Here is a 15,799-nt window from a genome sequence, read left to right as displayed (position 1 = left end):
TCGGCATGCGGCATGACCGCATGCCGGTTCGATGCCGCCGATCAAAGGAGGAGAACATGGCGAAATTTCTCTACGTCTATCACGGCTCGGGCAAGATGCCGACCGAGGAGGCCGAACGGAAGGCAGCGATGGATGCCTGGAACGGCTGGTACGGCAAGCTTGGCTCAGCCGTGGTCGACGGTGGCAATCCAGTCGGCATGTCGAAGACCCTGCTGCCCGGCGGCAAGGTCGAGAACAATGGCGGTAGCAATCCGACCGCCGGTTACACCATCATCGAAGCGAAAGACATCGACGATGCCGTCGGCAAAGCCAAGGATTGTCCTATCCTGACGGACCCGGGTTTCAGCGTCGAGATTGCGCCGATAATCGAAATGGGTTGACGCGCCGGCTCAGGACCGCGCCGCGATAGCCGCCGCAGCGCCGGCCATGGTTCCGGCGCTGACGCGGTTGGCGATCTTCATCGCCCGCTTGCTTTTGAGCAGCTTGCGCGCCTGTGATGCGGCGAGCACCCAGGTCAAATCGATAGCGACCAGGACAACGGCCATGGTCGCGGTCAGCTCGACCCAGCCGATCATGCTGACCGAACCGAGGTCGATGATGGTCGGCAGCAGCGCCAGGTAGAACATCATGATCTTCGGGTTGCCGAGCGTCACCGCCATGCCGGCAAAGAACAGCTTGACGGGCGAATCTTCGCGCGGCAGCGAACCTTCTTTTGCCTCGACCGGCGCCGTCCACATCTTCCAGGCCAGCCAGGCGAGATAAGCAACGCCAACCCATTTCACGACGACAAAGGCAAAATGGAACGTCTGCGCCACCACGGCGAGGCCAAACACCGCCAGGGACAGCCAGATCGCTTCGCCGATCCACATCGCAAGCAGGAACGGAAACACGTCGCGAAACCCTTTCGAGATGACCCGCGCCACAAGAGCGGCGATCGATGGGCCGGGCGAGCCGGCTGCAACAAGCAGGGCGCCGGCAAAAATCAGCAGCGACGTGAAATGCATGACGCGGTCTCGTTTGACATGTTTGGGTCGTTCAACATAACCCAACTGTTCCGGCGACGGTAGCGTCTACCGAAAGAAGGCTTGTCGGCCAGGCACCTCACGGCTAGAGATGTCGTTCCGAAATCCTTTCCGAGCTTCACTTTGCCTACGTAACCGCCGGTCTCGTCAACTCCCCCAACACAGAGCAGGGCGTCGCAGTCGCGATGCCTGTTTTCACATCATGTGTTCCTCGGGTGGCGGTTCGAGACCGGTTTGGCACTGCTGAACCGCTGTCGCGCATAACCACCCGCGACACCTGATTTCCAACTGCCGCAGTCTCTCGCCACGCCGTGCCCGCAAGGGTTCTCGATATCGCCGATCTGACGAACTTCCCGACGGGAAGGGCTTTTCGGCATGCCTTCGATATTGCGTATCCGCTGGGCGATCACATCCAAGACCGCACCTCGACCTCACCTCAACTGCAATCGCTGCGGCGGCCTGAAAGCCTATCGCTGCAGCGGCAAATTCCGGGTCAATGCCAACGGCAAGCGCATTGACGCCTGGTTGATCTACCGCTGCATCGACTGCGACAATTCCTGGAATTTCGGCATTCTGGAGCGCTCAAGCCGCCGCGATATCGAACCGGCAATATTGCAGGCGCTCGAAAGCAATGATCCGGTCCTGGCGCGGCGCCATGCTTTCGATGTTGCCGCATTGCGAAGCAGGATCGGGCGCGTCGAGGCGTTTCCTGAAGCCGTCGTTCATAAGCAGGTGCTCGGGGACAGGCCGGAAAATACCAGCGCTCTCGAACTTCAGCTCTGGCTCGAAATGCCGACAACGCTGCGGCTCGACCGGTTGCTCGCCAACGAACTCGGTGTCTCGCGATCGCGGCTTCAGGTTTGGGAAGAGAAACGATTGCTGGTCATTGGTCCGGACGGGGGCAAAGCCTTGCGCAAGCCGGCTCGAGCGGGAACGACGATCCGCGTCTATCTCGTCGGCGAGCCCGACCGGGAAGCCATCATCTCGGCTGCCGGTGGATGAGGCGACGGCAAGGGAATCCGTAATCAGAGACAGTTACGGCCAGGGTCAGTCGCCCTCTTTGGAGGCCGAGCCAATCAAACCCTTGGCCGCATCGAGATCGCTGTCGGCGACTTGCACATGGATCAAGCCAAGCCTGCCCGTGTCGAGAAGATAATTCGCGAGAGCATAAATTCCATACGCGTCGAGCATCGACACGCAAACTTCGGCCTCGGGTCGATTGTCGTATATGCCAGCCGTGACGAGTTTACCGCTCATTGCGCGGTATTGCCCTTTATGCCGCGCCGACCACTTTCGCCGACTTCTCAAAACGCTTGCGCTCGTTCGGATCGAGATAGAGCTTGCGCAGGCGGATGGTCTTCGGCGTCACTTCGACCAGCTCGTCGTCCTGGATCCAGGCCAGCGCGCGTTCCAGCGTCATGCGGATCGGCGGTGTCAGCTTCACCGCCTCGTCCTTGCCGGCGGCGCGGATGTTGGTCAGCTTCTTGCCCTTGAGCACGTTGACTTCGAGGTCGTTGTCCCTGGAATGGATGCCGATGATCATGCCCTGATAGACCTTGACGCCGGGGTCGATGACCATCGGGCCGCGGTCTTCCAGGTTCCACATGGCGTACGCCACCGATTCACCCTGTTCATTGGAGATCAGCACGCCGTTGGTACGGCCCGGCAGCTCACCCTTGTAAGGTTCATAGGCATGGAACAGCCGGTTCATCACAGCGGTGCCGCGCGTGTCGGTCAACAGTTCCGACTGGTAGCCGATCAGGCCGCGCGTCGGTGCGTGAAAGACGATGCGCTGGCGATTGCCGCCCGAAGGGCGAAGCTCGACCATCTCGGCCTTGCGCTCCGACATCTTCTGCACGACGACGCCGGCATGCTCCTCGTCGACGTCGATGACGACTTCCTCGACCGGCTCCAGCAATTCGCCGCTGTCGCCCTTCTGCATGACGACGCGCGGCCGCGACACGGCGATCTCAAAACCTTCGCGGCGCATCGTCTCGATCAGCACGGCCAGCTGCAATTCGCCGCGGCCGGAGACGAAGAACGAATCCTTGTCCGGCGATTCCTCGATCTTCAGCGCGACATTGCCTTCGGCCTCGCGCAGCAGGCGGTCGCGGATGACGCGGCTGGTCACCTTGTCGCCTTCGGTGCCGGCCAGCGGGGAATCATTGACCAGGAACGACATCGTCACGGTCGGCGGATCGATCGGCTGCGCATGCAGCGGTTCCGTCACCGACGGGTCGCAGAACGTGTCGGCGACGGTGCCCTTCGACAGACCGGCAATAGCGACGATGTCGCCCGCCTGCGCCTCGTCGATGGGCTGGCGCTCGAGCCCGCGGAAAGCGAGGATCTTCGAGATTCGGCCGGTTTCGACCTGGGTGCCGTCATGGTGCAGCACCTTGACCGCCTGGTTGGATTTCAGCGTGCCGGATTCGATACGGCCGGTGATGATGCGGCCGAGGAACGGATTGGCTTCCAGGATGGTGCCGATCATGCGGAACGGGCCGGGATGAACGGTCGGCGCTGGCACGTGCTTGATGACGAGGTCGAACAGCGGCGCCAGAGCCTGGTCCTTCGGACCTTCGGGGTTTTCCGAGACCCAGCCGTCGCGGCCTGAACCGTAAAGGATAGGGAAGTCGAGCTGCTCGTCGGTAGCGTCAAGTGCTGCAAAAAGATCGAACACCTCGTTGACCACTTCGACGTGGCGGGCATCTGGCCGGTCGATCTTGTTGATGACGACGATCGGCTTCAGTCCAACCTTGAGTGCCTTGCCGACCACGAATTTGGTCTGCGGCATCGGCCCCTCGGCGGCGTCGACCAGCACGATGGCCGAATCCACCATCGACAGAATGCGCTCGACCTCGCCGCCGAAGTCGGCGTGGCCGGGCGTGTCGACGATGTTGATGCGGGTGTCCTTCCAGTCGACCGAGGTCGCCTTGGCCAGGATGGTGATGCCGCGTTCCTTTTCGAGGTCGTTCGAATCCATGGCGCGCTCGGCGACGCGCTGGTTGTCGCGGAACGAGCCAGACTGTTTCAGAAGCTGGTCGACGAGGGTGGTTTTTCCATGGTCGACGTGCGCGATGATCGCGATATTGCGGATTTTCATGTTTCGGTCTCGGGAGCGTTGCAGGCAGCAGGCCAAAAGGCGCTGCCTCTTTCGGTTGGGCGGCTCATACAGGGTTTTTCGCAATTGCGAAAGAGGAGGCGAGCCACCAAATAAAGTCACCAAATCTTAAATGTCTTGGTGTGAAGTGGAATTATTAACCAAGGCGGAACCTTTCATGGTCCGGACAGTTCGAATTTCATGATCGAGATAGGCATCAAACTCCGGCCGATTTTGGCATGTACCGCGCTCGCCGTCCTCCTCGCGGCCGGCGCGGCGCAGTCGGCGGCGTCGTTCAAGGAGACGCGGTCTGCTTTGCCGTCCGACAAGCCGTCGGCGGAGCAGCTTTTTGCCGATGCTCCCGATGGCGTCGATCCGGTGGTGACCGGGCCGGTCAGCGCCGCCTTCAAGCAGCGGCAGCAAAATGCCGGATGCGACAGCGCCGTCTGGCCCAACATTCCCGTCGTCTGCTATCCCGATTGATATACGTCCTACCCTCGGGCTGGCCCGAGGGTAGTGGCGCCGTCGCTCACGCCGACCGCACCGGATCGAGCGTGACCTTGTAGAGTTCGCTGTCGTCGCGATCCATCAGCCGCACCGTCAACTGCTCGGTGGCGCCATCGATTTCGACGAGCCCGAAGAACTGCAGGCCGGCCGAAGGCGCCAGGTTTTGACCCTGTTCGGCAGTTGGTGCCTTTATGAACTTCAGCTCCGGGCCGAATGTCATATCGAAACCATTAGGCCCGAACGTGCCGGAATGGATCGGACCCGAAACGAATTCCCAAAACGGATTGAAGTCCTGGAACTGCGCCTTGTCCGGATTGTAGTAATGCGCGGCTGTGTAATGCACGTCTGCGGTGAGCCAGACAGTGTTGCTGATACCCGCATTCTTTATATAGCGAAGAAGGTCGGCAATTTCCAGCTCACGCCCTTTGGCCGGGCCATTGTCGCCATTGCTGACCGCCTCGGCCCCTACCTTCTTGGTGCCGTCGTTCCAGACGACGAGGCCGAGCGGCATGTCGGCGGCGATGATTTTCCAGGTTGCGTTGGAATTCGCCAGTTCACGCTTCAGCCACTTGATCTGCTGTTCACCGAGGATGCGCGATTGCGGCGTCATCGTCTCCTGCATATCCGGACCGTTGGGGCCGCGGTAGGAACGCATGTCGAGGAAGAACACGTCGAGCAGCGGACCATAGGCGATCTTGCGGTAGACGCGGCCCGGCTCCGACGGCTCGTAACGGATCGTCGTCATTTCGTGGAAGGCGCGCGCCGCACGTGCCGCCAGCACATGGATGGATTTTTCAGTGTAGCGATCGTCGGCGCTCAGGTCCTTCGATTCCGACCAGTTGTTCAGCACCTCGTGGTCATCCCACTGATAGAAGGTCGGACAGATGGCGCTGAGCGCCAGCAAATGCCTGTCCATCATGTTGTATTTCCACTGCGCCCGGTATTCGTTCAGCGTCTCGGCAACCTTGCGCTTCTCGTCGATCAGCACTTTGTTTTTCCACTTGCCGCCGTTGGGCAGGTCGACCTCGTCCTTCATCGCACCATCGGCATAGATCGTATCGCCCGAATGCAGGAAGAAGTCGGGCGTGTGCTTGGCAATGGTGGCGTAGGTCTTCATGCCGGTCTCGTCGATGCCCCAGCCTTGGCCGGCGGTGTCGCCCGACCAGGCAAAGCGAATGTCGCGCTTCGAGGCAGGTGCCGTGCGGAAGCGGCCGACGACCGGCTCGGAAACGGCGTTGATGTCGGCAAGATCGGCCGCGACCATGCGGTAGAAGATGTCCTGGTCGGAGGCGAGATCGGTAAGCAGCCGCTTCACCGTATAATCGCTGGCCGGCGAGGTATCGAGCGGCGCCAGGCGGACGGCATTGGTGAAGCTTTCGGTCGGCGACACCTCGAACATGACGCGCGACGGCCGGTCGGTGCGTGTCCAGACCATGCCGCTGGTGGCGTCGACGTCGCCGGACTGGATGCCATGGGTGAAAGCCGGGCGCTGATTGGCGCGCGAGTAATAGGGAAGGGCGAGGCCCGAGGCGCCGACCAGGCCAACGGCGCTGGCCGACGTGACGAAAGCGCGTCGCGTCATCGAAATCTTGTTCATGGCTGTCTCCTGGATGGCATTGAACGTCGCCGCCAAGCTCCAGCTTCAATGTTTCAGGCAAATTTCGAAACGATGAAGGTTTGATAACAGTGAACAGGCTGGCGAATCTCCCTCCTTGAGGGGGAGATGTCGCCGAAGGCGACAGAAGGGGGTCGTCTCGCATGGAGCACCGACCTCTTGCATCGGCGATAAGGGGCCGAGCCCAGTCGGACCGACCCCCTCTGGCCGCTTCGCGGCCATCTCCCTCAAGGGGGGAGATTAGCACGGCCGATTGCGCCCTACGCCGCCTGCGGTTCCGGATCAAACGCCGGGCGGCTGGTGTTGATCAGCAGCGAGATGCAGGCGGCGGCTATTGCCGTCATGCCGGCGATCAGGAAGGCAAGCTGATAGTTGCCCTGAAGCTCACGCATGGTGCCACCGAAGGCAGCGGCGGTTGCCGCACCCACCTGATGGCCGGCGACGATCCAGCCGAAGACGATCGGCCCGCTGCGGTCGCCGAACGCCTCGTTGGAAAGCCTGAGCGTCGGCGGCACCGTCGCGATCCAGTCCAGTCCGTAAAACACGGCGAAGATGATCAGGCTGGTCGCCGAGAAGCCGGAATAGGGCAAATAGATCAGCGACAGGCCGCGAATACCGTAATAGACGCCGAGCAGCTTGCGCGGGTCGAAACGGTCGGTGAGCCAGCCCGACAGCGTTGTGCCGATAAGATCGAAGATGCCCATCATCGAGAGCAGGCCTGCAGCCTGCACTTCGCCGATGCCCATATCGCCGCAAAAGGCGATCAGGTGCGTGCCAACCAACCCGTTGGTGGTGAAGCCGCAAACGAAGAAGGTGGCGAACAGATACCAAAAGACGCGCGTGCCGGCGGCGCGGCGCAGCGTGCTCATCGTATGCGCGAGGAAATTGCCTTGCGCGGCAGGTGGTGACGGCGGCACGTCGTCGAGCTCGGCGCCATAGCGCACCATGCCGATGGAGGCCGGCCGCTCCGGCACCAGCAGCCAGACCAGCGGCAGCAGGCAGGCGGTGGCAACCGAGACCGCGATGACAATCGGCCTCCAGCCGCCCGACTGGGCGAGCGAGGCGAGCAGCGGCAGGAAGACCAGCAGCCCGGTGGCACTGGACGCCGACATCAGTCCCATCACCAGGCCGCGATTGGTCTTGAACCAGCGGTTGACGATGGTCGCGCCGAGCACGGTGGCGACGGCGCCCGAGCTGACGCCGGAAAACACGCCCCAGGTGAGGAGCAGATGCCACGGTTTGGTCATCAACAGGCTGAGCGCGGTCGATCCCGACATCAACAGCAGCGCGGCAAGCAAGGTGCGGCGCAGCCCGATCCGCTCCATCAGCGCCGCGGCAAACGGCCCGGTCAGGCCGTAGAGGAAGATGCCGGTGGCCGCCGCCAGCGACACCACGTCGCGCCGCCAGCCGAAACTGTTCTCCAGCGGCAGCATCATGACTGCCGGCGCCGAACGCAGGCCCGCTGCGATCAGCAGGCAGAGGAAGATGACGGCGACCACGACGAAAGCGTAGCGCTGGCCAAACGGGCGGGATTGAGCTATCATGTTACTGACCGGTACGTTGCAGGAGCGCGAAACATACGTACCGACCGGTAACATTGTCAACCAGCTAACCGGCAGACCAGGCATGAAAAGCATTGAACCAACGATCAAGGCGAATGACGCACCGCCGCCTCGCGCCGCCGAACGGATTCTCCAGGTCGCGCGCGACCTGTTCTACCGGCAAGGCATCAGGGCGATCGGCGTCGACGAGATCGTGCGGCGTGCCGGCGTCACCAAGCCCAGCCTCTACCGCAGCTTTCCGTCCAAGGACGAGCTGGCCGCATCCTACCTCCGGCACTATGACCTCGAATTCTGGGAGCGTTTCGACGAGGCGGTGGATGCCCATCCCGGCGATCCGCGCGCGCAGATCGTCGCTTTCCTGACGCGTGTCGGCAAGCGCACGCAAAAGCCCGACTATCGCGGCTGCGGCATGACCAATGCCGCGGTCGAATATCCCGAACCTGGCCATCCGGCCCGCGTCGTGAGCGAGGCCAACAAGCAGGAATTGCGCCGGCGCTTGCGTGCCATGGCGGCGGCGATGGGCGCCGGCGACGCCGAGACGCTGGGCGACGGGCTGCTGCTGCTGATCGAGGGCGCCTATATCAGCGGCCAGCTGTTCGGTGCCGGCGGACCGGCGCAGTCGGTGGCCCGCAACGCCGATCTTCTGATAGAGGCAAGTTTGAAGAGATAGTGTTCCGTTTTACCAGACCACTGTGCGCAGCCTGACTTCCTCTAGGCTGCTGCTAAATTTGACGGTACGCTGCGCCCCCCGAACTGAGTTGTTCCGCCATGCGCGCTCTCTGGATCCCGCTTGCCCTCGCCGGTTTCTGCCAGGCGGCCCGGGCCGGCGACATATCCAGCGTCTATACCGATCTCGATTGGGAGAAGGACTGCGTCACCTATGCCCACGCGGAAGAAGGCGACGGGGACTGGGCCGATCTCGCCTGTTCGGGCTACCGCGGTTACCCGGTGCTGGTTTCCTACGACGATGCGCGGGAATCGCTGTTCTACGGCTTTCCACCTGGCGATATGACCACGGTCTGGGAAAGCTTTTCCGGCCTCAATTCGGCTGGACCCAAAGTCGAATGGCGGATCGAAACCAACGGCAAAACTGCCATTCCCTTCGCCGTCATTCATCGTCGCTCGATCAGCGATACCGAGGGCGAGAACAAGTCGACGGAAGTGCTGATCGTCGCCAAGGTTGCCCAGCCTGACGCCCACGAAGGCTGCACGATCGGCCTTGTGCTCGCCACCGGCAATCCCGCCGCCAACGATCAGGCGCGCAAGCTTGCCGACGAGAAGGCACGCACCTTCGCCTGCGGCAAGGACAAGCGTGAGGTGCTTGGCGACGCGCCCGCTTTCGGCCGCGTCGACAACTGATTATTTGCGCCCGACAATTACTTGCGCCTGGCCCGCTCGATTGCCTCGACGATCATCTTCTTGGCATAGGCCGCATCGTACCAGCCTTCGATCTTGACCCATTTGCCGGGTTCGAGATCCTTGTAGTGCTCGAAAAAGTGCTGCACTTGCTGGCGGGTGATGTCGGGCAATTGCGTGTATTCGTGGACGTCCTCGTAACGCAAGGTCAGCTTGGGCGAAGGCACCGCGATCACCTTCTCGTCCTGGCCCGCATTGTCCTCCATCACCAGCACGCCGATCGGCCGCACATTGATGACGCAGCCTGGCACCAGCGCGCGCGTGTTGCAGACTAGCACGTCGATCGGGTCGCCGTCGCCCGACAGCGTGTGCGGTACGAAACCGTAATTGCCGGGATAGCGCATCGAAGTGTGAAGGAAGCGGTCGACGAACAGGGTGCCGGCTTCCTTGTCCATCTCGTACTTGATCGGCTCGCCGCCGATCGGCACCTCGATAATGACGTTGACGTCCTCGGGCGGGTTCTTTCCGCTGGCAATCGCTTCGATACGCATCGCTTTATCCCTCTCTCGATTGGAGATCGATAGCGGGCGACGGCGAATGGTGCAATGCGGCGAATGGTACGGGAGATCGTCCGAACCGAAAAACGGCCGGATCATGCGCTGGCCGTCATTCCCAGACGAAAGCGACCTTCTTCAGCGCCTTCTGCTCGAATATCTCGACGCCTTCGGCAACATCGCGGCCACCGGCGCCGGCATAGAAGGCAAGTGCGTTCTGATTGTCTTCCAGCGCCCAGACCACCATGCCTTTCAGGCCATGGTCGGCCAGCCGTGCCCGCGCGGCCGAGAACAGCCGGCTGCCGAGCCCGATGCCTTGATATTCCGGCCGCAGGTAAAGTTCGTAGATCTCGCCCTGCTGCCTGAGTTCGCGGGCGCGGTTCTTGCCGATCGTCGCATAGCCGGCAATTTTGCCGCCGATTTCGACGACCAGGACGGTGGCAGCGCGGCGAATGGCATTCGCCCACCAGTCGGCGCCGCGGCGGTTGATCATCGATGTCAGCGTGCGGTGCGGGATGATGCCCGAATAGGCGCCGCGCCAGGCCTCGAGATGCACGTCGGCGATGGCGGCTGCATCGCGCGGTTCGGCTTTCCTGATGTCGATGCTCAGCGTATTCATGATTGGTTAACCATAAACCCGCTGCGCCCGATTGCAAGAGTCCGGTCAACCGCCGCGATGCTTTCACACAGCCGGACGGTGCGTCCTTGAGACGCTGCGAAACCGCCTTTGGCGAGATCAAATCTCGACCAGATGGTCGTCCAGTTCGTTGCTGTCGCCGGTCGAGACCGGAAAATGCTCGGCCAGTACCGCACCGACTGCTTGGATCGCCTTGACGAACCCCTCGGCAAGCCGATCGTCGCCGGCATGCGCCGTAAGGTCGCGGACGACACCGTCCCAGACATGCTGGCCGACACAAGAATCGATCCCGCTGTCGGCGACCACCTCGGCGTAGCGCTCGGCAATCGAGACGAACACCAGCACGCCAGTGCGCGCCGTGGTGCGGTGGACGTTGCGGGCGAGGAACTGCTTCATCGCATTGGCGTGGGCGGCCTGGTAGCGCAGCCGCCTCGGCACCAAATGGATGCGCAATGCCGGCAATGCCCACAACAGGATGAGCACACTGGCAAGCGCCAGAAGCTCGGCGATGACGAAATGCGGCAAGCGGATCGACAGCCACCAGGCTTCCAGCCCATAACCGACGGCGAGGCTGACGACGAGCATGCCGAGCATCGCCATGAAAGCGGCCGGAAAGAAATAGCCGTCGCTGGCATGCGCCACGACGCAGTAGATCTCGCCGTCGGTCTTTGATTCGGCAGCGCGGATCGCATCGGCGATGCGCTCATGATCCTCGGGGCTGATCGGTCGTGTTGCCATGATTGATGTCTCACCAGCTTCCTGAAGAACCGCCGCCGCCGGACGAACCGCCGCCGCCTGAAAACCCGCCGCCGGAACTTCCGGACGACCAACTGCTGCCGGAACTTCCAGACGACCAGCCACTGCCGGACGAGGTCCCCGACGTCCAGCCACCGCCACCGGAGGATGACGAAGCTGGCCCACGGCCGTAGCGAAACGTCATGCCCAGCCACTTGTACACGCCCGGCGACAGTTTCGTGCCGAAGATCGGCGGCAGGAACGCCATTGCCAAGCCGCCGAAGAACATCGTCGCCCACAGGACAATGAACAGCATGAAGATGGGATCGACAGGATTGTCATTCGCCGGATTGCGCTTGCCGCGCGCCTCCAGTTCTTCGGGATTGCCTTCCAGCACCATGATCATGTCGTCGACGGCCTTGCTGATGCCGCCGGAGAAATCGCCGGCACGGAAGGCCGGCACCATGTCGTTTTCGATGATCAGCTTGGTGTGCAGGTCGGTCAGCGTGCCTTCCAGCCCATAGCCGACCTCGATGCGCATCTTGCGGTCGTTCGGCGCCACCAGAAGCAGGACGCCGTTGTTCTCCTTCGCCTGGCCGAGTTTCCAGGCGCGGAACAGCCGGTTGGCGTAAGGCTCGATCTCCTCGCCGTCGAGGCTGGGGATGGTCGCGACGACGATCTGGTCGGACCCTTTCGTCTCGAACTCGGCAAGCTTCTGCGTCAGCGCCGCCTCGGTCGCGGCATCGATGATGCCGGCATTGTCGACGACCCGTCCGGTCAGCGCCGGCAGTGCGGCGGCGAAGGCCGCGAAGCCGACCAGCAGCACCGCCATGGCGAACAGCGCGGTGCCGATCATTTTGATGAAACGGCCGGATTCCACCGGGCTGATGGCGTGTCTTGTCATCTCGTCACCAACTTCCCGAGGAGCCGCCGCCGCCGGACGAACCGCCGCCGCCGGAAAACCCGCCACCGCTTGAACCCGACGACCATCCCCCGCCGGAACCTCCCGACCAGCCGCCGGACGACCGCCGGTTTGGCTCGAAGGTCATGCCCAGCCAGCGATAGCGGCCGGGACCGATCTTCTGGCCGAAGATCGGCGGCAGGATGGAGGCTGCGAGGCCGCCGAAAAAGATGATTGCCCAGATGGCTATGAAGATCGTGAAGAACAGATCGTCGCTGTTGAACGGCGGCTGCTGGTTGCGTTCGCCGCGCGCCTCCAGTTCTTCGGGATTGCCTTCCAGCACCATGATCATGTCGTCGACGGCCTTGCTGATGCCGCCTGAGAAATCGCCGGCACGGAAGGCCGGCACCATGTCGTTTTCGATAATCAGCTTGGTGTGCAGGTCGGTCAGCGTGCCTTCCAGCCCATAGCCGACCTCGATGCGCATCTTGCGGTCGTTCGGCGCCACCAGAAGCAGGACGCCGTTGTTCTCCTTCGCCTGGCCCAGTTTCCAGGCGCGGAACAGCCGGTTGGCGTAAGGCTCGATCTCCTCGCCGTCGAGGCTGGGGATGGTCGCGACGACGATCTGGTCGGAGCCTTTGGTCTCGAACGCGGCAAGCTTCTGCGTCAGCGCCGCCTCGGTCGCGGCATCGATGATGCCTGCATTGTCGACGACCCGTCCGGTGAGGGTTGGCAGGTCGGCGGCGAAGGCGATGAGAGGGAGGAGGAGAAGGCTTTGGAAGACGAGCAGGAAGGCCAGGCTGGCGTTCTGTCGCGCCCCCCTCTGTCCTGCCGGACATCTCCCCCTCAAGGGGGGAGATCGGCTGTCACGGCTGTTTTCGCCAATCTCCAACGTTGCAGGATGGGCGGTGAGGCCAAAGCTGCCAATCTCCCCCCTTGAGGGGGAGATGTCCGGCAGGACAGAGGGGGGCGCGACGGAATACAAGGCCAACAGGCCCAGGCTCAACAGGCGCCGTTCACCCGCCTTGCGTGGTGTTGGTGCCGAAATCGACCTTCGGCGGCTGCATCTTATCCTCCTCGATGGTGAAATTCGCAAACGGCTGGTTGCCGCGGAACCACAAGGTCGCCCAGATCACCGACGGGAAGGTCCTCAGCGTCAGATTGTACTCTCTCACTGCCTGGATATAGTCGCGGCGGGCGACCGTGATCCGGTTCTCGGTGCCTTCGAGTTGTGCTTGCAGCGCCAGAAAGTTCTGGTTGGCCTTGAGATCGGGATAGTTCTCCACCACCGCCAGCAGGCGCGACAGCGCGCTGGTCAGGCCGGCCTGGCTGTCCTGGAATTTCTTGAAGGCTTCCGGATTGTTCAGCGTTTCCGGCGTCACGGTCACCTGCGTCGCCTTGGCGCGTGCTTCGACCACGGCATCGAGCGTGTCCTTCTCGTGCGCGGCGTAGCCCTTGACCGTGTTGACCAGATTGGGGATGAGATCGGCGCGGCGCTGGTATTGATTCAACACCTCGCTCCATGCGGCCTTGGCGTTTTCCTCAGCCGTCGGAATGGTGTTGTAGCCGCAGCCGGCAAGCAGCGGCAGCATGACGGCCATGACCAGGAACGTAGCTAGATTACGAAAGATTGGCGGCGAAGAAAGGCGCTGGGCAAGCATGATAAGTCCCCTCGATAGCATTGGCAGGCGAAGCATTAGCACAATCCTTGCGTAAGAAAATGACTTCGGCCGAGAAGTGTTACTGGTTTCTGCCATTCGCCGTCGGGCCCTGTGACAGACGAGGCGAACGGGTTAAGCTCAGCATAAAACGGGACATCACCATGGCGAAACGCCACGACAGCGACGCGGAATCGCGCCGCATCATCGAACGGGTGGCGCGCGAGACCGACCCGGGGGGCACCTCGTTCCTTGCACGAACCACTAAAGGCGCGCGCGACCACGTCACCGCGGCCGATGCCGACCGGTCGGACCCGATCGAATATTGGGGCACCCGCATCGGTCGGGCAGCGGGCTTGCTTATTGCCATCGGCCTGTTGATCTGGCTCGTGCTTTTCGTCACCAGGGGCAGTTAGGAAAATCAATGAGTGCCGAAAAAACCGACGCGCCGCGCGCGGTCATCGTCGTCTCCAGCCATGTCGCCCGTGGCTCGGTCGGCAACCGTGCCGCTGTCTTTGCGCTGGAGACGCTCGGCTTTCCGGTTTGGGCGGTGCCGACTGTCATCCTGCCCTGGCATCCGGGCCATGGCCGGGCCACCCGCATCGTGCCGCCGCTGGACCAGTTCAAGGCGCTGATGGCCGACCTCGAGCGCGCGCCGTGGCTGGGCGAGGTCGGCGCCGTGCTGTCCGGCTATCTCGGCGAGGCTGGCCAGGCCGAAGCCGTCGCTTCGCTGGTCGGCGCGGTCAAGGCGAAGACGCCGGACGCCCTCTATATCTGCGATCCGGTGATGGGCGATTCGGGCGGGCTCTACGTACCTGAGCCGACCGCAATCGCCATGCGCGACCGGCTGATGCCGATCGCCGATATCGCCACGCCCAACCGCTACGAGCTGGAATGGATGGCCGGAGCGCCGCTGCCCGACTTGAAATCGGCAATGGCTGCAGCCCTGCAGGCCGGCCCACCGGCCATGCTGGTCACATCGGCGCCGGCGATGATGGCCGGCGGCACCGGCAATTTACTGCTCGCCGGCAGAGAGGCACTGCTTGCCGAACACCGGCTCATCGACAAGCCGCCGAATGGGCTCGGCGACCTAACGGCGGCCGTCTACCTGGCGCGGATCCTGTCCGGCCAGCCGGCCGCCAAGGCGCTGCAATCGACCACGGCGGCGGTCTACGAGATCCTGGCGCGGACCGCCAAGCGCGGCGGCGACGAGTTGCAGCTCGAGACCGATGCCCAGAGCCTGTCGCACCCGATGGCGATGGTGCAGCTTCGCCATCTCCTGCATCCGGAACGGGACCGCCGGGCGTGAAGCAGGCCGAAGACGCCGTGCCCCAGGATGATGCGCCCAAGGATGTTGCGCCAGACGATGTTATGCCCTGGGATGTTGTGCTTGTCGGCGTCGACGGTTGCAAGGCCGGCTGGATAGCCGTCCGCCGCGATCCCGGTGCGGCACCGTCGACAGCCGTTTTCCCAAGCTTCGCGGCGTTGCTCGACCGACTGCCCGCCGACTCGTTGGTAGCGGTCGATATGCCAATCGGCCTGCCCGATTTCTCCCAAAGAGGCGGTCGCGGCCCGGAGACGCTGGTGCGGCCGCTGCTTGGGGCCCGGCAGTCCAGTGTCTTTGCCATCCCCTCCCGCGCCGCGCTCTACGCGGAGATCGAAGCCTTCACCACGGTCGACGCCTGGTACGCCGCACATCGCAAGGCAAGTGAGGTAGCCAAGACGACCTCAGATCCGCCGCGCGGTGTCTCGATCCAGGCCTTCGGCATCTTCGCCAAGATCCGTGAGATCGATTCGCTGCTGATCGCGCGCCCCGAACTACGCAGCCGCGTGTTCGAATCGCATCCGGAAGTTGCCTTCTGCAAACTGAACGGCGACCGGGCGATGCGCCTGCCAAAGAAGATCAGGGGCAACATCAATCCGGCCGGCATGGCCGAACGCAAGGCGCTGCTTGCCCGGCATGGCTATAGCGAGGATTTTCTCGACCAGACGCCGCCGCGCGGCGCGGCCGCCGACGATTTCCTCGATGCCGCTGCGATGATGCTGGTTGCCGGCCGCATCGTCAAAGGCGAGGCAATGCCGTTTCCGGATCCGCCCCTCGCCGATCGTTTCGGCATTCCCGTCGCCATCTGGGCCTGAGGACCAGGGCCAA

General features: G+C 62.9%; 19 protein-coding genes. 8 read left to right on the top strand and 11 right to left on the bottom strand.

Annotation, left to right across the window (positions count from 1 at the left end; translation table 11 throughout):
* Nucleotides 1–56 precede the first annotated feature (56 nt).
* Nucleotides 57–380, top strand: coding sequence for a YciI family protein (locus tag NKJ32_RS00480; RefSeq protein WP_023678126.1), 324 nt, complete (start codon nt 57–59; stop codon nt 378–380).
* A 9-nt stretch (nt 381–389) separates the two neighbouring features.
* On the opposite strand, the gene NKJ32_RS00475 is transcribed toward NKJ32_RS00480, so the two are convergent.
* Complete coding sequence (locus tag NKJ32_RS00475) at nt 390–1,004, bottom strand: LysE family translocator (RefSeq protein ID WP_352623030.1); 615 nt, start codon at nt 1,002–1,004, stop codon at nt 390–392.
* A gap of 393 nt (nt 1,005–1,397) precedes the next feature.
* On the opposite strand from NKJ32_RS00475, the gene NKJ32_RS00470 reads away from it, so the two are divergent.
* Nucleotides 1,398–2,024: a DUF1062 domain-containing protein gene (locus NKJ32_RS00470; protein ID WP_352754683.1), complete on the top strand. Its 627-nt coding sequence runs from the start codon at nt 1,398–1,400 to the stop codon at nt 2,022–2,024.
* Nucleotides 2,025–2,069: 45 nt separating this feature from the next.
* Here NKJ32_RS00470 and NKJ32_RS00465 read toward each other — a convergent pair whose 3' ends face one another.
* Both NKJ32_RS00465 and typA read right to left on the bottom strand, forming a co-directional pair.
* A complete protein-coding gene (locus NKJ32_RS00465) occupies nt 2,070–2,279 on the bottom strand; it encodes a hypothetical protein (protein WP_352458081.1) in 210 nt (69 codons plus the stop codon).
* A 16-nt stretch (nt 2,280–2,295) separates the two neighbouring features.
* Nucleotides 2,296–4,125, bottom strand: coding sequence for a translational GTPase TypA (gene typA / locus NKJ32_RS00460; RefSeq protein WP_023678130.1), 1,830 nt, complete (start codon nt 4,123–4,125; stop codon nt 2,296–2,298).
* Between the two features lie 198 nt (nt 4,126–4,323).
* Between typA and NKJ32_RS00455 the strand changes: the two genes are divergently transcribed.
* Entirely contained in the window at nt 4,324–4,605 is a 282-nt protein-coding gene (locus NKJ32_RS00455) for a hypothetical protein (protein WP_352451242.1), read from the top strand.
* A 46-nt stretch (nt 4,606–4,651) separates the two neighbouring features.
* Here NKJ32_RS00455 and NKJ32_RS00450 read toward each other — a convergent pair whose 3' ends face one another.
* Both NKJ32_RS00450 and NKJ32_RS00445 read right to left on the bottom strand, forming a co-directional pair.
* Nucleotides 4,652–6,226 (bottom strand): alkaline phosphatase D family protein, encoded by a 1,575-nt coding sequence (locus tag NKJ32_RS00450; RefSeq protein WP_352826634.1) that lies wholly within the window; start codon nt 6,224–6,226, stop codon nt 4,652–4,654.
* A 278-nt stretch (nt 6,227–6,504) separates the two neighbouring features.
* On the bottom strand, nt 6,505–7,788 hold the full coding sequence (locus tag NKJ32_RS00445; RefSeq protein ID WP_352754686.1) for an MFS transporter: 1,284 nt from the start codon (nt 7,786–7,788) through the stop codon (nt 6,505–6,507).
* A gap of 82 nt (nt 7,789–7,870) precedes the next feature.
* Between NKJ32_RS00445 and NKJ32_RS00440 the strand changes: the two genes are divergently transcribed.
* Together NKJ32_RS00440 and NKJ32_RS00435 are read left to right on the top strand one after the other, a co-directional pair.
* Nucleotides 7,871–8,476 carry a TetR/AcrR family transcriptional regulator gene (locus tag NKJ32_RS00440; RefSeq protein ID WP_352594383.1) on the top strand — a complete coding sequence of 202 codons (606 nt, stop codon included), beginning with the start codon at nt 7,871–7,873 and terminating at the stop codon, nt 8,474–8,476.
* Between the two features lie 98 nt (nt 8,477–8,574).
* Entirely contained in the window at nt 8,575–9,165 is a 591-nt protein-coding gene (locus NKJ32_RS00435) for a hypothetical protein (RefSeq protein ID WP_352754688.1), read from the top strand.
* A gap of 17 nt (nt 9,166–9,182) precedes the next feature.
* Here the strand turns inward: NKJ32_RS00435 and ppa are convergent, their stop codons facing one another.
* The 6 genes from ppa to NKJ32_RS00405 all read right to left on the bottom strand — a co-directional run bounded on the left by ppa (nt 9,183) and on the right by NKJ32_RS00405 (nt 13,650).
* On the bottom strand, nt 9,183–9,713 hold the full coding sequence (ppa, locus tag NKJ32_RS00430; protein WP_352451245.1) for an inorganic diphosphatase: 531 nt from the start codon (nt 9,711–9,713) through the stop codon (nt 9,183–9,185).
* 115 nt (nt 9,714–9,828) lie between these two features.
* Nucleotides 9,829–10,335 carry a GNAT family N-acetyltransferase gene (locus NKJ32_RS00425; RefSeq protein WP_023678138.1) on the bottom strand — a complete coding sequence of 169 codons (507 nt, stop codon included), beginning with the start codon at nt 10,333–10,335 and terminating at the stop codon, nt 9,829–9,831.
* A 117-nt stretch (nt 10,336–10,452) separates the two neighbouring features.
* Nucleotides 10,453–11,091 carry a TPM domain-containing protein gene (locus NKJ32_RS00420; protein ID WP_352569496.1) on the bottom strand — a complete coding sequence of 213 codons (639 nt, stop codon included), beginning with the start codon at nt 11,089–11,091 and terminating at the stop codon, nt 10,453–10,455.
* Nucleotides 11,092–11,101: 10 nt separating this feature from the next.
* On the bottom strand, nt 11,102–11,944 hold the full coding sequence (locus NKJ32_RS00415; protein WP_352569621.1) for a TPM domain-containing protein: 843 nt from the start codon (nt 11,942–11,944) through the stop codon (nt 11,102–11,104).
* Between the two features lie 52 nt (nt 11,945–11,996).
* Complete coding sequence (locus NKJ32_RS00410; RefSeq protein ID WP_352569495.1) at nt 11,997–12,839, bottom strand: TPM domain-containing protein; 843 nt, start codon at nt 12,837–12,839, stop codon at nt 11,997–11,999.
* A 166-nt stretch (nt 12,840–13,005) separates the two neighbouring features.
* A complete protein-coding gene (locus NKJ32_RS00405) occupies nt 13,006–13,650 on the bottom strand; it encodes a LemA family protein (protein ID WP_352569494.1) in 645 nt (214 codons plus the stop codon).
* A gap of 161 nt (nt 13,651–13,811) precedes the next feature.
* On the opposite strand from NKJ32_RS00405, the gene NKJ32_RS00400 reads away from it, so the two are divergent.
* From NKJ32_RS00400 to NKJ32_RS00390, 3 genes are all read left to right on the top strand, one after another.
* Nucleotides 13,812–14,063 carry a hypothetical protein gene (locus NKJ32_RS00400; protein ID WP_023678142.1) on the top strand — a complete coding sequence of 84 codons (252 nt, stop codon included), beginning with the start codon at nt 13,812–13,814 and terminating at the stop codon, nt 14,061–14,063.
* A gap of 8 nt (nt 14,064–14,071) precedes the next feature.
* Complete coding sequence (gene pdxY / locus NKJ32_RS00395) at nt 14,072–14,956, top strand: pyridoxal kinase PdxY (RefSeq protein ID WP_352470715.1); 885 nt, start codon at nt 14,072–14,074, stop codon at nt 14,954–14,956.
* A 62-nt stretch (nt 14,957–15,018) separates the two neighbouring features.
* A complete protein-coding gene (locus NKJ32_RS00390) occupies nt 15,019–15,786 on the top strand; it encodes a DUF429 domain-containing protein (protein ID WP_352754720.1) in 768 nt (255 codons plus the stop codon).
* Nucleotides 15,787–15,799 lie beyond the last annotated feature (13 nt).

Source organism: Mesorhizobium sp. M0159 (assembly GCF_040322295.1).
GTDB lineage: Bacteria > Pseudomonadota > Alphaproteobacteria > Rhizobiales > Rhizobiaceae > Mesorhizobium.
Note: the sequence above shows the minus strand (reverse complement) of the source record. Positions and strands in the feature narration are given on the sequence as shown.

Excerpts from the sequence above, each read along its gene's own strand:
- ppa (WP_352451245.1), bottom strand. The coding sequence starts at position 9,713 with ATGCGTATCGAAGCGATTGCCAGCGGAAAGAACCCGCCCGAGGACGTC.
- NKJ32_RS00390 (WP_352754720.1), top strand. The coding sequence starts at position 15,019 with ATGCCCTGGGATGTTGTGCTTGTCGGCGTCGACGGTTGCAAGGCCGGC.
- NKJ32_RS00420 (WP_352569496.1), bottom strand. The coding sequence starts at position 11,091 with ATGGCAACACGACCGATCAGCCCCGAGGATCATGAGCGCATCGCCGAT.
- NKJ32_RS00465 (WP_352458081.1), bottom strand. The coding sequence starts at position 2,279 with ATGAGCGGTAAACTCGTCACGGCTGGCATATACGACAATCGACCCGAG.
- NKJ32_RS00450 (WP_352826634.1), bottom strand. The coding sequence starts at position 6,226 with ATGAACAAGATTTCGATGACGCGACGCGCTTTCGTCACGTCGGCCAGC.
- NKJ32_RS00425 (WP_023678138.1), bottom strand. The coding sequence starts at position 10,335 with ATGAATACGCTGAGCATCGACATCAGGAAAGCCGAACCGCGCGATGCA.
- NKJ32_RS00435 (WP_352754688.1), top strand. The coding sequence starts at position 8,575 with ATGCGCGCTCTCTGGATCCCGCTTGCCCTCGCCGGTTTCTGCCAGGCG.
- NKJ32_RS00400 (WP_023678142.1), top strand. The coding sequence starts at position 13,812 with ATGGCGAAACGCCACGACAGCGACGCGGAATCGCGCCGCATCATCGAA.
- NKJ32_RS00470 (WP_352754683.1), top strand. The coding sequence starts at position 1,398 with ATGCCTTCGATATTGCGTATCCGCTGGGCGATCACATCCAAGACCGCA.
- typA (WP_023678130.1), bottom strand. The coding sequence starts at position 4,125 with ATGAAAATCCGCAATATCGCGATCATCGCGCACGTCGACCATGGAAAA.
- NKJ32_RS00405 (WP_352569494.1), bottom strand. The coding sequence starts at position 13,650 with ATGCTTGCCCAGCGCCTTTCTTCGCCGCCAATCTTTCGTAATCTAGCT.
- pdxY (WP_352470715.1), top strand. The coding sequence starts at position 14,072 with ATGAGTGCCGAAAAAACCGACGCGCCGCGCGCGGTCATCGTCGTCTCC.
- NKJ32_RS00415 (WP_352569621.1), bottom strand. The coding sequence starts at position 11,944 with ATGATCGGCACCGCGCTGTTCGCCATGGCGGTGCTGCTGGTCGGCTTC.
- NKJ32_RS00475 (WP_352623030.1), bottom strand. The coding sequence starts at position 1,004 with ATGCATTTCACGTCGCTGCTGATTTTTGCCGGCGCCCTGCTTGTTGCA.
- NKJ32_RS00440 (WP_352594383.1), top strand. The coding sequence starts at position 7,871 with ATGAAAAGCATTGAACCAACGATCAAGGCGAATGACGCACCGCCGCCT.
- NKJ32_RS00445 (WP_352754686.1), bottom strand. The coding sequence starts at position 7,788 with ATGATAGCTCAATCCCGCCCGTTTGGCCAGCGCTACGCTTTCGTCGTG.
- NKJ32_RS00480 (WP_023678126.1), top strand. The coding sequence starts at position 57 with ATGGCGAAATTTCTCTACGTCTATCACGGCTCGGGCAAGATGCCGACC.
- NKJ32_RS00455 (WP_352451242.1), top strand. The coding sequence starts at position 4,324 with ATGATCGAGATAGGCATCAAACTCCGGCCGATTTTGGCATGTACCGCG.